The organism is Paenibacillus sp. ALE2, assembly GCF_054113385.1.
Map to the genome: position 1 here is coordinate 5,276,325 of NZ_CM134213.1, position 15,161 is coordinate 5,291,485.

14 protein-coding genes are annotated in these 15,161 nt (G+C 43.8%); 3 read left to right on the plus strand and 11 right to left on the minus strand.

Going from position 1 to position 15,161, the window contains the following annotated elements:
* Window positions 1-34 precede the first annotated feature (34 nt).
* From ACXHJ1_RS22630 to ACXHJ1_RS22640, 3 genes are read right to left on the minus strand one after another with little or no spacing between them, the layout of a single operon-like run.
* A complete protein-coding gene (locus ACXHJ1_RS22630; protein ID WP_457905253.1) occupies window positions 35-1,258 on the minus strand; it encodes an MFS transporter in 1,224 nt (407 codons plus the stop codon).
* A gap of 2 nt (window positions 1,259-1,260) precedes the next feature.
* Window positions 1,261-1,821, minus strand: coding sequence for a GNAT family N-acetyltransferase (locus ACXHJ1_RS22635; protein WP_025364604.1), 561 nt, complete (start codon window positions 1,819-1,821; stop codon window positions 1,261-1,263).
* 59 nt (window positions 1,822-1,880) lie between these two features.
* Window positions 1,881-2,243, minus strand: coding sequence for a DUF2500 domain-containing protein (locus tag ACXHJ1_RS22640; RefSeq protein ID WP_025364603.1), 363 nt, complete (start codon window positions 2,241-2,243; stop codon window positions 1,881-1,883).
* Between the two features lie 408 nt (window positions 2,244-2,651).
* Here ACXHJ1_RS22640 and nrdI point away from each other — a divergent pair, with 408 nt between their 5' ends.
* The 3 genes from nrdI to nrdF all read left to right on the plus strand — a co-directional run bounded on the left by nrdI (window position 2,652) and on the right by nrdF (window position 6,265).
* Window positions 2,652-3,011 carry a class Ib ribonucleoside-diphosphate reductase assembly flavoprotein NrdI gene (gene nrdI / locus ACXHJ1_RS22645; RefSeq protein ID WP_016819181.1) on the plus strand — a complete coding sequence of 120 codons (360 nt, stop codon included), beginning with the start codon at window positions 2,652-2,654 and terminating at the stop codon, window positions 3,009-3,011.
* Window positions 2,998-5,082 carry a class 1b ribonucleoside-diphosphate reductase subunit alpha gene (nrdE, locus tag ACXHJ1_RS22650; protein ID WP_017425799.1) on the plus strand — a complete coding sequence of 695 codons (2,085 nt, stop codon included), beginning with the start codon at window positions 2,998-3,000 and terminating at the stop codon, window positions 5,080-5,082. Before nrdI ends, nrdE begins: the two co-directional genes overlap by 14 nt.
* A 217-nt stretch (window positions 5,083-5,299) precedes the next feature.
* Window positions 5,300-6,265, plus strand: a complete 966-nt coding sequence (gene nrdF, locus ACXHJ1_RS22655; protein WP_013370558.1) for a class 1b ribonucleoside-diphosphate reductase subunit beta — start codon at window positions 5,300-5,302, stop codon at window positions 6,263-6,265.
* A 141-nt stretch (window positions 6,266-6,406) separates the two neighbouring features.
* Here nrdF and ACXHJ1_RS22660 read toward each other — a convergent pair whose 3' ends face one another.
* From ACXHJ1_RS22660 to ACXHJ1_RS22695, 8 genes are all read right to left on the minus strand, one after another.
* Window positions 6,407-7,642: an MFS transporter gene (locus ACXHJ1_RS22660; RefSeq protein WP_457905254.1), complete on the minus strand. Its 1,236-nt coding sequence runs from the start codon at window positions 7,640-7,642 to the stop codon at window positions 6,407-6,409.
* Window positions 7,643-7,797: 155 nt separating this feature from the next.
* The gene (locus tag ACXHJ1_RS22665) at window positions 7,798-8,271 is read right to left on the minus strand and encodes a MarR family transcriptional regulator (protein WP_016819178.1); all 474 of its coding nucleotides are present in this window, start codon (window positions 8,269-8,271) and stop codon (window positions 7,798-7,800) included.
* A 225-nt stretch (window positions 8,272-8,496) separates the two neighbouring features.
* A complete protein-coding gene (locus ACXHJ1_RS22670; RefSeq protein WP_019686939.1) occupies window positions 8,497-8,922 on the minus strand; it encodes a VOC family protein in 426 nt (141 codons plus the stop codon).
* A gap of 92 nt (window positions 8,923-9,014) precedes the next feature.
* Window positions 9,015-9,668, minus strand: a complete 654-nt coding sequence (locus tag ACXHJ1_RS22675; protein ID WP_457905255.1) for a hypothetical protein — start codon at window positions 9,666-9,668, stop codon at window positions 9,015-9,017.
* Between the two features lie 30 nt (window positions 9,669-9,698).
* On the minus strand, window positions 9,699-10,229 hold the full coding sequence (locus ACXHJ1_RS22680; protein ID WP_457905256.1) for a GrpB family protein: 531 nt from the start codon (window positions 10,227-10,229) through the stop codon (window positions 9,699-9,701).
* 87 nt (window positions 10,230-10,316) lie between these two features.
* Window positions 10,317-12,425 (minus strand): class I SAM-dependent methyltransferase, encoded by a 2,109-nt coding sequence (locus ACXHJ1_RS22685; RefSeq protein ID WP_457905257.1) that lies wholly within the window; start codon window positions 12,423-12,425, stop codon window positions 10,317-10,319.
* Between the two features lie 341 nt (window positions 12,426-12,766).
* Complete coding sequence (locus ACXHJ1_RS22690) at window positions 12,767-13,735, minus strand: glycoside hydrolase family 43 protein (protein ID WP_457905258.1); 969 nt, start codon at window positions 13,733-13,735, stop codon at window positions 12,767-12,769.
* Window positions 13,736-13,775: 40 nt separating this feature from the next.
* The gene (locus ACXHJ1_RS22695) at window positions 13,776-15,161 is read right to left on the minus strand and encodes a family 43 glycosylhydrolase (RefSeq protein WP_457905259.1); all 1,386 of its coding nucleotides are present in this window, start codon (window positions 15,159-15,161) and stop codon (window positions 13,776-13,778) included.

Genomic DNA, 15,161 nt, shown 5'->3' on the forward strand with positions numbered 1-15,161 from the left:
GCTGACAGTCAAGACCTGTCAGCCCCTTTTTACACTAAACATTCTGTTTTGTTACTTTTTCTTTCCAGCTATTATTTTTCCTGGACACCCGGTGGACATAAAGCAACAAAAAGATTGGAATCAATGCAATCCCACCACACAGCACCCAAGATATCTGAATAGGTGTTTGATCTGAAGCAAGATTGGTAAAATTACGGCTTACGACTCCTGTTACGATTAAACCTATACACATACCTAGTTGGGAAATGGCAGAATCCAGAGATAGCAGTGTTGAACGATACTCATTAGAGATTCTTTTGTTCAGAAAAATTTGTTTGGCAACCGGGTACATCCCTCGCCCAATTTCATAGATTAAAAAGGTGAGCAGTACAGGATAAAACGTGTTGAAAGCACCCGCTAAAATGAGCCATATCCCAATCATCCCGCAAGCATACATGAGTATATGTACATCACTATAACGTGCGCCTAGCTTTCGAACCAAATAGCTTCCCAAAGTCATACATAGTGAATAGCCCGCCTTGATCAATCCCATAATCCAAATTCCTTGTTCAGAAAGACCGACCAGACGTGGCTGTTGAAATGTATTCCCCGCCGAATTCGAAAAGCTGATAAATAAACCAATAACAAACACAATCCAGATCGACTTATTTTCAAAACCGATACGGACACTTTCCCCGATAATCGTTGTAATACGAGTAGCAGATGCTTTTATATGGGTAGTATTCTTCTCTTTCATATAAAAGCAGCATAGAATAATACATAAGATAATAGAGACAATGCTGGCTGCCCAGGGAAGTGAATAGTTAAATGTTGCGAGGAAGGCCCCCAACAGACCACAAATAAATCCCGAAATGTACTGTATACTGTTTGAGGTTGTAAAAAGAACTTCCATCGGCTTATCACTATTTTCCACAACCCAGGATTCCAACGAGCCTGATTGCAAGCATACTGCCAGACCCCCAAAGACTTGTGCAAACACAAGCAGCCCGATATGATCTGTCCAAACGAACACCACACTGTAAACTAGAAAACAACAAAGCCCCAAGACAACAGAAATTTTTCTTCCATACTTGTCCGCAATAGCTCCTGTTGGTATTTCAAACAGAAAAATACTTACAAAGAATACAACCAGCAAGAAGTTTGCACTTTGCAGAGAAAGTCCTTTAGCTAACAGAAATAGGATGAGTGTAGTCCCCGTGATTTCACTCATAAAAAATTGAAGAAAGCTGACGGAGTAAAATAGCTTATGTGGCCTCACTTTCAGGGCTCCTTCGCTTGCTCTACAGCCTCATATTCACTTCGCAACATCCCCATCTGAATGATGTCATAGTACTGTCCTTCCCTGAATAGCTTTTCTCGTAGTCGGCCTTCCTCCTTAAAGCCACATGCCAGATAGCAACGATATGCACGTTCATTGAACGCATAGACCTCCAGCTCCAGCCGATGCAGATTCAGTGAATGAAATGCAAATTTTTGTATCAATCGTATCGCTTCCCGCCCATATCCTTTGCCCAGATCACCGTCGCGCCCGATTACAATCCCAAGGGTGGCGTGCCGATTTACCCAGTTGATTTTGAATAAATCGAGTTGTCCAATATAGTCCAGTGTATCTTTATGTGCAATGACAAAGCCCTTGATCTCAGAGTTGCCGTCAATCATCATCTGTACAAAAGATTCACTATTAGCCTGTGAATGCGGATAGATAAATACGTCGCTTAATCCATGTGTGATTGCCGGGTCATTAACCCATCTTCGGATATCAGGTATATCCTCCTGACGGTACTCTCTTAATACAATTCGTGCTCCAATGATATGTGGCATCGTCAGCTTCCTCCCTATTATGTATTGGTTCTGGTAATACTCTATCACCCTGTCCCCTTTTACGCTCCCATTAATCTCACAAACTCCAGGAACCGTGTACCTTTATAATGAACCTCCCCGCGATCCCCGATTACAATCATTCCGAAGTCCGTATCCTTCACCTCCAGCTCCTTACGCTCCCCCCTGTCAAATTCAAAGGTGATATAGTAATCGGTCGAAGCTGAAAAATTGCCTGATCCCCCACGCACTCTCGTTCGCTTATCCACAACCTTGCAAGAACGTTGGACCTGTTCGGCTGCTTGATTGGAAAGACCTGCACTTATCGATTTGACAATTCCCATAATGATTACAAAAGCAATGAGTCCAAACACGACAAAAAAGATAATACTAAACGGTTGAAATGCCATAAAACCACTTCCCATTTGCTCCATCCTTTCTACAGTAAAATGTAAATTTTCCATTCTATTGCCCATTGACAAATCGTACATCCTCAGCTTAAAAAACTCCAATACTTTTTTAACATACTTACGAAAAAAAAGTTCTTTCGCTCTTTTCCGCACCCTGCTTGGACTTACACCCGATCTGGGTCCTCTGAGCCTCTCTAGACCGATTGACAAAACTATATATAGATATAAAATAGAAAATGTACTCTAAATATAGTGTAAAAAACGTATTTATGCCCGATATCTTGAAGATAAAGGTATGAAAATACATGTAAATATAGAGTCAAAAATCTTAAATGGCGCAGCCAGCAAGGGATTACAGCTATGATGGGTCTCTTGGCAATGCCGTTTTCTTTTTTTCGTTAATTGTTAAGGAGGTTGCACACCATGCTGATTGCTTATGATTCCAAGACCGGCAATGTAAAAAGATTTATAAACAAGCTCAAGCTTCCGGCGGTTCAGATTGAGGAGCAGATGACTATAGAAGAACCTTACGTACTCATTACATATACAACCGGGTTTGGGCAGATACCTGAGAGGGTATCTTCATTTTTGAAAAAAAATGCACAAAACCTTGTTGGTGTAGCTGCAAGCGGCAACCGTAACTGGGGTGAGAAATTTGCCAAAAGTGCGGATTTGATTGCCGACCATTATAATGTCCCCGTGATTAGCAAATTTGAATTATCTGGAACGTTCGGAGATGTGGAGCGTTTTAAACAGGAGGTGAGCCGAGTTGCGGCATATTGAATTGAACAACATGTTGATGAAACGCGATACAGACGGCTTTTTCCAATTGGAAAAGGACCAAGAGGCTGTAGCAGAATTTATGAAGGAAGTTCAAGAACGGAGTTTGAAGTTTGCTGACACAGCTGCTCAAGTGCTGTATATGATTGAGAATGATTATTACGAAAATTTCTATAACAGCTATACAGCTGATGAAATTAATGATATTTTCCATATCACTCATAGCTATAATTTTAAATTCCCTTCCTATATGGCAGCATCCAAGTTTTATACTGATTATGCAATGAAGAGTAACGACCGTAAAGTCTATCTGGAACACTACCCTGACCGGGTGGCTGCTGTCGCCCTGCATTTGGGACGCGGCAACGCCGATACGGCGCGCCTGTTGTCCCGCTCAATGATGGAGCAACGTCTTCAGCCAGCTACACCAACCTTCCTGAACGCTGGCAAAAGCCGCCGTGGGGAATTGGTGTCCTGCTTCTTGCTCGAAATGGATGACTCTCTGAACTCAATCAACTATGTATTGAACACTTGCATGCAATTGTCCAAAATTGGCGGCGGTGTTGCGGTTAACCTGTCGAAGCTGCGGTCACGCGGCGAGGCAATTAAAGGTGTAGAAGGCGCAGCAAAAGGCATTATGCCTGTGCTGAAGCTGATGGAAGATGGTTTCTCCTACGCGGATCAAATGGGTCAACGTAAAGGCTCTGGTGCAGCCTATTACAACATTTTCGGATGGGACGTGCTGGAGTTCCTGGATAGTAAAAAAATCAATGCTGATGAAAGAGTACGTCTCAAGACACTTTCGATCGGATTGCTGGTGCCGAACCGCTTTTACAAGCTGGCACAAGATAATGAACCGCTGCATGTATTTGCACCTTATAGTGTGTTCAAGGCTTATGGAACACATTTGGACGACATGGATCTGGATGAAATGTACGATACGCTGCTCGCTGACGATCGAGTGAAGAAAAAAATAGCGATGAGCGCACGTGATATGCTGACGAAAATTGCCATGATTCAGTTGGAGTCTGGCTATCCATATATTATGAACAAAAGTAACGCAAATCAGGCGCATGCTCTTAAAAACGTGGGCCAAGTCAAGATGTCGAACCTATGTACGGAAATCTTCCAGTTGCAGGAAACTTCCGAAATTACAGATTATGGACAACAGGATATTATTCGCCGGGATGTAAGCTGTAACCTGGCTTCCCTGAACATTGTAAATGTGATGGAACATGGCAAAATCCGTGAGTCCGTTCATGAGGGTATGATTGCTCTTACCTCGGTCAGCGATATGACCCAAGTAGCTAATGCCCCAGGTGTTGCAAAAGCGAACCGTGAAATGCATTCCGTTGGTCTGGGTGTCATGAATCTGCACGGCTACCTTGCCAAGAACAAAATTGCGTATGAAAGCAATGAAGCGAAGGATTTTGTCCGTACCTTCTTCATGACGATGAACTATCATTCCATCGAAAAGAGCATGGAAATCGCAAAAGCAGCCGGACAAAGCTTCTATGGATTTGAGGAATCAGATTATGCGACAGGTCTATATTTTGACCGATATCTGAACACGGATTATCGTCCAACAACGGCACGTGTGCAAGAACTGTTCAAGGACATTTATATTCCAACTCAAGCGGATTGGGACAAACTAAAAGCAGACGTCAAAAAGAACGGTCTGTATCACGCTTATCGTATGGCGATTGCTCCTACTGCCAGCATTTCGTACATTCAAAATGCAACGTCCAGCGTTATGCCAATTGTTGAGCAAATCGAGACTCGTACCTATGCGAATTCGACGACTTACTATCCGATGCCGTATTTGCAAAAGGATAATGTATTCTTTTACAAATCCGCTTATCAAATGGACCAATTCAAAGTGCTTGATCTGATTGCCGAAATCCAGCCTCACGTGGACCAAGGAATTTCGACTGTACTTCATGTGAACAGTGACGTGACTACACGTCAGTTAGCACGTTGCTATCTGTATGCCGCACATAAAGGACTTAAATCGTTATACTACACACGTACCAAAAAACTGTCTGTGGAAGAGTGCCTCACTTGCTCCATCTAATGCATATATGGTAACAAGCTATAAAATAAAATTAGATTTTGAATAGATATGAATGCTTGGCATTAGAAGCTGTATCCAGCGCGTGGTTCAGACCTTTACAGGATTGGACAAAGCCCTCACGGATACAGCTTCCGTATGTCAAGCATACGATGACTCTCCGGTAACATCTTACGTGTGTTTCTAGGGAATCTCGCAAGCTGAAGGGAGAATGCTAACAATGACAGGTATACAAGCCGTAAACTGGAACCGCTCGGACGATGATTTCACACTGATGTTCTGGAATCAGAATATTATGCAATTTTGGACGGATGATGAAATTCCGCTGTCTGACGATAAAATGTCCTGGGTAACCCTCAGTGATATCGAAAAAGAAGCCTACATGAAGGTGCTGGGCGGCTTGACTCTGCTAGACACCATTCAAGGCGGTGTGGGGATGCCGCAAATTATGGAGCATGTAGACGGACTGCAACGCAAAGCGGTATTAAGCTTTATGGCGATGATGGAGCAAATTCATGCCAAGTCGTACAGTAGCATCTTTACCACCCTGGCTTCCACGGAAGAAATTGACGGTGTATTCCGCTGGGTGGAAGAAAATCCGCATCTTCAGACCAAAGCAGAAACCATTCGTCAGTATTATATGAACATCCATACACCGAAAGACCTGTATCTCGCGATGGCTGCGTCGGTACTGTTAGAAAGCTATTTGTTTTATAGCGGCTTCTTCTACCCTCTCTATCTGGCAGGTCAAGGCAAGCTGACATGCAGCGGGGAAATTATCGACCTGATCCTGCGTGACGAAAGTATTCACGGTGTCTATGTAGGTGTACTGGCACAGGAGATTTATGCAGAACTGGACGAGGAAGAACAACGTGACCTCTACCAGACGCTGGTAGGCTTGCTGCGCTACTTGCACAATAACGAAGAACAATATACCGAGCAAATTTATGCCCCTATTGGACTTGTAGACGATGTTAAAGTCTTCTTGCGCTACAACGCCAACAAGGCCATGATGAACCTGGGCTTTGACCCACTTTTTGAAGAAGAAGAAGTCAATCCCATTGTATTCAACGGCATCAGCACCCACACCAAGCAGCACGATTTCTTTTCTAAAAAAGGAAACGGCTATGTACGGGCAATGAATGTAGAGCCGCTGACAGATGATGATTTTAACTTTGGCGTTTAAGTACACATATGTAAAATTAATTTAGCAAGGCGTTACTGTAAAATAATAGGGTTTCAGAACTTGTTCCTAAGTTCTGAAACCCTATTATTTTCTTAAAACTACCTGCTATGCAGGTGATTACGGAAAGCTTCGAGCGGTAGTTTACATATTCACATCCGTTCTCTTATATAAAACGGGTATTGCCACTGCTATAAGAATCATCCCCATAAAAGCGGGTGTGGCATGACCAAGTGATACATAGATTTGACCTCCAATGATAGGCCCAATCATTCTTGCCAAAGCCTGAATAGATTGACTACCACCTTGAATCCTTCCTTGTTCACTAGAATCGACAGACTTGGAGAGCATCCCATTAAATGAGGGCCCAAAGATCGAATCACCAAAACCAAATATAAACATTCCGGCGATAATAAGAGGATAGAATGAGAACAAAGCAGATAGCGCAATAAGACTGTAGCCTATAATCTCGGAGAACATTCCAAGAATGGCTATCTGTTTATCACTAAGTTTTTTTAAAAGCTTTGGCATGATGAAACCTTGTGAAATGATGTCTTGGAAACCCATAATTGAAAACATAAGTCCGATTAGTGCAGGCTTCCAACTGAAGGTATCCATTGTAAATTGAGAGAAAACTGCCTGTAAAGATCCGTTGGGTATCCAAAGTAAGAACGCTGAGACAAGTAGCCTTTTCACGTTTTTCATGGAAAGTACGTTTGCAAGCTGTGTAAATGGATTCAGTCTTACAAAGGTAATCTCTTTCAGTCTATGTTTCTTGTCAAGGCTCTCAGGCATAAAAAAGAATCCATAAACAACATTCAATAAAGTGATTATTGCTCCAAAATACATAGGTACAGAATAACCAAACTTGGAAAGTAATCCACCTAGAGTTGGACCAATGACAGTGCCGATACCTACAACTGCACTCAACCATCCAAAGTATTTAGTTCTCTGTTCTGGAGGAATGATGTCTGCAAAATAGGCGAAGATCGTGCTTATGCTCCCACCTGTTATACCTTCTATGATACGCCCAGCAAATAGTACCCATACAGCTCCTCCTATACCAAAAACTAAGTACCCGATTGCGGAACCCAAAAGGCAGACTAAGAGCAAGGGTCGACGGCCATATTTGTCGCTCAAAGCTCCAAGTACGGGAGCCGCAAAAAACACGCAGAATGCATAAGCAGAGGTCAGCAGCGTAACAACTATAGCTTGTTCTCCCGGATTGCTTGTATAAGGCTGCACTAAGAATGGGACGACAGGTATTATAATACTGAAGCTTATTCCGCAAAGAAACACAGAGATAAGGCCGAATATTAAAGCGTGTTTATCTACGGTTTGTTCTGTGGTCTGTTTATGGTGTGATCTAAATTTGAACACTTAAATTCTCCCCTCAAAAGTTGCGTTTTTACTTCCTAGGAAACAAAATTATCGTATCACATTTTTTCTTCCCTGGAAACAAAATAATAATAAAAAAATGCAGCCCGTTCTCAATAGAACCCGGCTGCCTGTGGTTTGATTTTCATTATTCAAATTTATTTCGACTTGATATCTATATCCTTTTTCTTTATTTCTGCATCCAAATGCCTGCTATACTTTTCCAAGAAGCTAAGCATACTGTCAAATTGCTCCTCGGTTACCTGCTCAAATACGGCTTTATCCCGCTCTTGAAACTCCTTGTGCAGTTCCTCATGGATTTTATAGACTACTTTCCCTTGCTCAGTAAGCCTAAAATAAATTTCTTTCTTGTTATCCGGCTTCTGGTAGCTTTCGATAAGGCCTTTTTTTATGAGCTTCTTAGTTATTTTACTTATGGCACCGCTAGTCATATAAAGGGACTCCGCAAGTGTTGTCACGTTGGAATCTACATTTTTTTCAATGTATTCCATGCAATGTACTTCAGAAGGCTTATAACCCTTAAGACTGTCTTCCATCTTGTCCTTATTGAGCCAAACCATCTTGTTATATAAGTCCCTGAAACCCATTATGACCTGTTCTTCTTTGTTCATGGACTGTCCTCCCACCCGTTGGTGCATTAACAATTTAATATAATATATTTTGGTTTCCATTTCAACAATATTAAAACAATTATTTTAGGAATTGAGCGATACATGAAAAAAGAGATCCGAACACTCCCCATGTTTTATGTATGTATATTTATTTTTCAGACGAGGACATGCACGCAAAAAAACGGCCAGATCGCTAAAGTAGCGGACCGAGCCGTTTTCCATTTCTTAAGACCGAGCCTCTGTGAACATTTGAAAGGTGACACCAAACTTGTCTGTTACATTCCCATAAGCTGGACTAAAATGGGTTGCCTGCAAAGGCATTCCCACCTGCCCTCCTTGCTGTAAAGCATCAAACATTTTTTGAGCTTGCTCCACACTATCGGTTGTAATACAGATACTCACCTGATTCCCGCTGCTAAACGGCGATCCGGGAAAGGTATCCGAAAACATGAGTTCTGTTTCGCCCACTTTAAGGGTGGCATGTCCCACACGTTCCTTGACCTCTGCGGGAATGGGAAAATCGGGGTTTTCCGGCATTTCCCCAAAGGTTTGAATAAAAAGCAGTTGAGCATCCAATGCCTTTTCATAAAATTCGATTGCTTCTTTTGCATTTCCATCCATCGTGATGTAAGGAATCAAACGTTTGGACATCTTCAACACAGCTCCTTTAATTCGAGGTAATTAGCCCAGCCATTTCTCCTGTATTATATACAAAACTTGTCAAGAAAAACAAATCTGTATTCTTAGCTTTCATGCACCTGAATGCCAAGCTGTTTTAGCTCCTTTATCGCTTCCCTAACGTTACGCTGTGGATGAAGCGCAGAGATCATCTGTGCAGTGATCGGAACGCCGTTGAAAATCTGCCTTACCACCCCTAGAGAAATCGGCAGCTCATAGTAACTTTCAGCCCAATCCTGATATTCCTCCGGTGTAACTATAATTTTCCCCAGCAAAAAGGATGAGCCATCGTCATATTCCTCAGGAATGTTCACGTTGCCCATACGCCACTCCTTATCTCCCGCTTCCCTCCACATACAAAAGGTAACGTCCTCCTTCTCCAGCGCTTCATCTTCTAAAAGCCCCATCATATCATCAGGTACACCGTCATACATGCCCGGCCAGATCTCATATTCGTCTCTTGCATGAGGACTTACAGGGGATTCGTGGTCAAAACCTTTTAATAGCACAGCTCCACGCGTCCATAGCATATGAATCGTATCTCCAGCGCCGTTGTTCACCTCACCTAGGCACACATCACCAGACCATTCAGACTGCATACGATACGTGCGCAACCAATCTTCTGGAGACAATATAATATCCAGTGCTGACAGCAGCATCATTCTGTCTTTTAAACCATTCGGCGTTACCTGTGCATCAAGCATCCTATTCTTCATCATTCCTCCACCTTGTCCACGCGTACTAAAATTTCATTTGTCTCTACTTTGTCTTTCAAGCTTCGCTTGCTCAACCACCTGCCGAATGAAAGGTCCCTTGGCTTCGGTATACGCTGCACTGTCATGATTGAATTGGTGAGCCAAATCTTTTTTTAAAGTCTCATACGCTCCCAGGCTCTCAGGATGCGCTCTCAAGTAATCTCTGAACAATAGATGGTTTTCCCAATGCTCTCCTTTATACTTGTAAATATGCAAATGATGGGTCCCAGCTCCCCATTCTCCACGGCGAAAGAAAGCTCGCTCTGGAAAATCAGGCTTATGTACATATTCATATTGAATACCTAGTAAACGCTCTCGCTGTTCGGATTGAATCATCGCCAAATCTTCTACTCCAACCATAATGTCGATAATAGCCTTGGCTCCCAAACCAGGAACGGATGTACTACCGATATGCTCTACGCCGACACACACGTCTCCGAGAGCCTCTATCAATTTGGCCTGTTCTTGTATGTACTCTGCTACCCACTGCGGATTATATTCGGATATCACTACCTGCGCGGACATGAACGCACCTCCATTCATTTTCCAAAAAAATGCCTTCCCAGTGCGCTTGGCACAACTCAGAAGGCATTCTCTTGTTTAAATTATAAATCATTTAGTTGCTTCATCCCTGTTATTTGGCTTCTCAATTACGATCAGACAGGTACTGTCTGGCAAAGGAACCGGCTGACCTTGCTCATCCATGAACTCAACACGACTGGACAGCGCTTCGGCATAGCCCTCCTGCAAATAGTGGCGGCTCAACCGGATAATCGCTTGTGGTCCAAGTGTGTTACGAATACACTCTTCATACTGTGACGGAGTAAAATAACCAAACTGCTCCTGTACCTCATGCACATAGGCTTCCGCCCCCCATGTATAGGTATACAGAAATTCCATTGCATCATTTACCGGCAAAACAGCCTCATGCTCACCTATGCGCTCTATTTCAATGGGGCGACCCGCAAAATCCTGCGCATACCGCAGCAGCCATTCCATTCCGTCCGGCTCCAAAAATCGAATGCGTCTGCGCTGCTCTACTGGTTCGGTCATAATACCGTCACGAATGATAATGCGCCCGCCGGGTGCAAGTACACGGTAGGCGCTATGCAAAGCAGCCTCCACTGTTTGTGAATTGAACCTTTTTCCATCTCGTTCAATGTAGGAATACAGCTCATGAAGAATCGAAGAGAAAATAACCGTATCCATGCTCTCCGTTTCCACATACTCTTCTAATTGAAGCGCATCCCCTTTGATGACATCCCAACGACGGTGCTCCAATTGCTTTTTACGTTTAAGGGCCTCAATCACATTCACAGAAATGTCAAGACCCAACGGCTTCGAGTCCGGTCTTTCTTGCTCGATCAGGTCCAGCAGTACGCCCCCGCCAGGTCCGATATCCAGTATACGGGTTCCAGTCACGTAATCTAGAATGACCCTTTTGAAATCGGCGGTCTGGTTCATATCTGTAAGGTATGTTTCCTCATTGTGAAAGCGATCATAGGCATCGCGCCGTAATCCGAACAGATCAAACAGCAGCAGTACTGCTTTGTCATACAGAGGCGTCTTTTCTGCCTCAATACAAAAGTCGATCAATTTTTCAGCAGCTGATGAAAATACAAAATTAAAAAATACGGTACTTGGCAGCTCCTCTTTATGCTCTACGACTACGCTCAAATGAGGATTATGCTCCCGTTTCCCTTTTGTGATGTCCTGCCAGGACAATGCGCTTAAATATTTTTCTATCATTCTTTTTTTGTATACGTTAATTTTCTTAACACCACGATAGTCATAATACATCGTATTCATAAGTGATTCAAAACTAATATGCCGTACCGTTGCAGGCTGTTCCTGCCCTGTGCCATCCCTCAACGTGAGTAAAAATACCTTAACCAATTCTTGAAGTGAAAAATCCTGCAAAGCTGATTCTACATACCAAAGTGTCCGATTCTCCAGCTGAGCCAGCGCCTTCTCTACATTCAGCTCCCGCTCCAGCTCGGCGTAAGCCTGCTCAAACGGCTCACCTTCATGAATCGAAACCGACCGCAATCTCTCCAGTCGCTCCTTTACACTCCAGACTACAGGGGCGTTATCCCAGGCAATCCAGCCGATGAGTTGCTCCACTTCACCGCGTACTTGCTCCCATAATGCAGGATCTACACCGGCGATAATGCATTCGTTCAGTGCTCGTAACACAAGCTCCAATTCCTCCGAGCTCAGCCAGCCCTTACGAGTAATTTCAAGCAGCAGTCGATTTTCCGCAAAAGGTATTTCTCCCCGTATATACTGTCCGATCAATCCATGCGTCTCAATCAGAATCCGGGTCATGCTGTTACGCGGGTATGCAGGGGACTCTGCTTGAGCCTGTCTGACATACAGCTGAGAGGAGCCAATATTATGTACAAATAAATTAATGCCCTCATGCTGCCAGCGTAGCCGTTCGCGGACTGTGCCTCCTTTGGCGGTCTCAGACCATACCAATACATCCTCCAGTAGCTCTTTAACCCAGAATGACAATGGAAGTCCGTCCAAAATAAGCAATGTGCGCTCCACATAATCCAGTACAGGATTAGCATCCTTTAACTCACCTATGGATCGAATGCGCTCCAAATTTACAATACGCTCCTCAGCCGAAACAAGCAGCTTTAGCCAGGTCGGTGTATCCCAGGCCAGATCACTTTCTTTCCTGTAATTAGCAATGGCTTTTAACGATTGTAACATTTTTCTCACCTCGTGTGATTCGATTCGGTATGCACAGGAGACTTTTGAAAATATCTTGTATACCCTACACTTTACCATACATTTGTAGCTTCCATCTCGTGGAAAATATTAAACATTTGTATCAATTATTCGCTTGACATGTTCTGTGTATCGCATCCCATGATTTAAAGTACCCGTAACTTCCCTCCGTCTCCCAAAAGCAAAAAGATACCTTCCAACCCTAAGGTCGAAGGTATCTTATTACCATTGTTATACGCAGCAAAATTATTTTCCTACGTTGTTTATAAAATTATAGTGTCGCTGTGTGAAACGTCAATCATCTAGCATATATTTCGACTGGATTAACCAACAGAAACGCCATCTGGTACCGGGATACCAAAGTCAGGTGTTCCATCCTCATTCCAGTTCAAACGCTGAACACGTGTATGACGATTCGGATCATACAGCGGGTCACCTGTAATTTCCTTGTAATTACGAGCGTGATATACGATAACGTCACTACCATCCTCAGCAACAGTAAAGCTGTTGTGACCAGGTCCGAATTGACCTGTCTCCTCATTCGTGCAGAATACTGGCGCAGGAGACTTTGCCCACGATTTCGGGTCAAGTAAGTTGGCATTCTCGTCTGCCGTTAGCAGGCCCATGCAATAATTGTGATCTGTAGCACTAGCTGAATAGCTGATAAAAATCCTTCCGTTCCGTTTCAGAACGGCTGCTCCTTCATTTACCTTAAAACCGATAACTTCCCAGTCATATTCTGGTGTTGAGATCATGACCTGCTCACCACGCAGCGTCCACGGATTGCTCATTTCTGATATATACAAATTGGAATTACCTACGATGTCCGGATCTTTCTGAGCCCATACATAATATAGAACGCCATTATGCTGGAAGGTTGTCGCATCGAGAGCAAACGTCTCCCAGCGAGTTTTGATCTGTCCCTTTTCCACCCATTCACCTTCCAGCGGATTAGCTGAAGCATTTTCCAGCACAAACATCCGATGGTCGAACAGACCTTCCTTCGTTTCTGTAGTACGAGCTGCTGCAAAATAAATGTACCATTTGTCGTTAATATAATGAATTTCCGGTGCCCAAATGTTCGCGCTTAACGGACCCGTTTCATATTTATGCCACACTGCCACTGGTTCTGCTGTATTCAAGCCTTGAATAGTACGTGCCCGCCGAACCTCAATGCGGTCATACTCTGGCACAGATCCAGTAAAATAATAATACCCATCACTATGCTTGTAAACCCAAGGGTCTGCACGTTGCTCAATGACCGGATTATTAAAAGATACAGGTTGATTCATGGTTTTTCTCTCCTCTATGTGTAATATGTAGTTCATATGATTAATCGCTGATACGTTTTCCCCAAATAGAAATTCCCTTTTCATTCATACCCGTAAAAATTAAAGTAGGACGACCAAGCTCCCAGTCCCATGAAGGAAGCAAAAGCAATTCTTCCTTTGACCCTTCGGACGCATTGCTCCAATTCATTGTTAGCGTACGTCTACCATCAAAACTCCAGTGACCTTCCAGAGAACCACTGGTTGCCCGCCCTCCAGCTTCCAGACGAAGCGGTTCAGCTTCCACCTGACCGTCTACTTCTTGCCTTATCACGATGCGCTCCCAGTTGCCGGATAATAACCTTTTGGGTATATCCTGCTCCTTTTCGCCCGCATACCGCTCCGGCGATACGACAGGCCAACCATCAGCCGTCCATAATATTTTGCGCACATGCAAGTAAGGCCAGCTCTTATCCGTTTCTCCCCGTGCATGATGAACAATGTAGTAATCGTCTCCGTCCTTCAGCACGGAATTATGACCTGGCGCAACCCAGCCTTCTCCTTCGCTGAAACGATAACCACCCAGCACCTTGTTCCCAATCTCATATTGAGGCAAATAACTGGTATCCGCCATATCATGTCCATTTATATCCACGTACGGACCTGTGATAGAATCCGAGCGGGCTACGCGAACATTGTAGTCCTCGAATAAAGAATCATACGAGACGAACAAGTAGTATTTACGGAACACAGGATTGTACACAATGTACGGTCCTTCCACAGCTCCGTCCTCGGTTGCCCGATCTCTGGCAGCGATATTTTTACCATAGCCAGATTCCTTGAGCTTTCCAGTCTGCGGATCAAGCGGTGTGACATAAATCCCGCCGAAAAAGGATCCGTATACCATCCATGGATTTCCATCGGCATCCAATACTGGATTAGCATCAATTGCATTCAGCTTGTCATGCTCATCCGTTTTAATAACCAGCCCCTCATCCTTCCAAGGACCTTCCGGGGAGTTGGATGTCTGCAACCCAATAGCTGATCGTGTGCTGCCAAATGTGGAAGCAGAATAATACATTCGATAGGTATCACCCATCTTTATAATGTCCGGGGCCCACAGATTCGTTGCTGATGACCATGCCCCCGCTTCCTTTGGAATGCCGGGTAAAGCATATTGAACCCAGCTCCAGTGAATCAGGTCGGTCGATTTGCGCACCATAACACCCGGCCTCAATTCTCCACCTGTCTTTACATCCGTCGAATAGACATAATATCCCTGATCAGTTTTGATAATCGCTGGGTCATGAGCATTGTTAATAGTCCAGCGCTGTTCATCGTCTATCGTACTTTGATCATACAAGTGATCAGGAGGCGGAGCCTGCGGATATACAGGGTCCGGAGTGTTATCCCCACAGCCGGATAGACCCAGCATTAGCAGCATAACCAT

Bases quoted from the DNA above. Each gene is read 5' to 3' on its own strand.
- ACXHJ1_RS22685 (WP_457905257.1), bottom strand. From the start codon at position 12,425: ATGTTACAATCGTTAAAAGCCATTGCTAATTACAGGAAAGAAAGTGAT.
- ACXHJ1_RS22695 (WP_457905259.1), bottom strand. From the start codon at position 15,161: ATGGTTATGCTGCTAATGCTGGGTCTATCCGGCTGTGGGGATAACACT.
- ACXHJ1_RS22635 (WP_025364604.1), bottom strand. From the start codon at position 1,821: ATGCCACATATCATTGGAGCACGAATTGTATTAAGAGAGTACCGTCAG.
- ACXHJ1_RS22675 (WP_457905255.1), bottom strand. From the start codon at position 9,668: ATGATGAAGAATAGGATGCTTGATGCACAGGTAACGCCGAATGGTTTA.
- nrdF (WP_013370558.1), top strand. From the start codon at position 5,300: ATGACAGGTATACAAGCCGTAAACTGGAACCGCTCGGACGATGATTTC.
- nrdI (WP_016819181.1), top strand. From the start codon at position 2,652: ATGCTGATTGCTTATGATTCCAAGACCGGCAATGTAAAAAGATTTATA.
- ACXHJ1_RS22690 (WP_457905258.1), bottom strand. From the start codon at position 13,735: ATGAATCAACCTGTATCTTTTAATAATCCGGTCATTGAGCAACGTGCA.
- ACXHJ1_RS22670 (WP_019686939.1), bottom strand. From the start codon at position 8,922: ATGTCCAAACGTTTGATTCCTTACATCACGATGGATGGAAATGCAAAA.
- ACXHJ1_RS22665 (WP_016819178.1), bottom strand. From the start codon at position 8,271: ATGAACAAAGAAGAACAGGTCATAATGGGTTTCAGGGACTTATATAAC.
- ACXHJ1_RS22640 (WP_025364603.1), bottom strand. From the start codon at position 2,243: ATGGGAAGTGGTTTTATGGCATTTCAACCGTTTAGTATTATCTTTTTT.
- ACXHJ1_RS22680 (WP_457905256.1), bottom strand. From the start codon at position 10,229: ATGTCCGCGCAGGTAGTGATATCCGAATATAATCCGCAGTGGGTAGCA.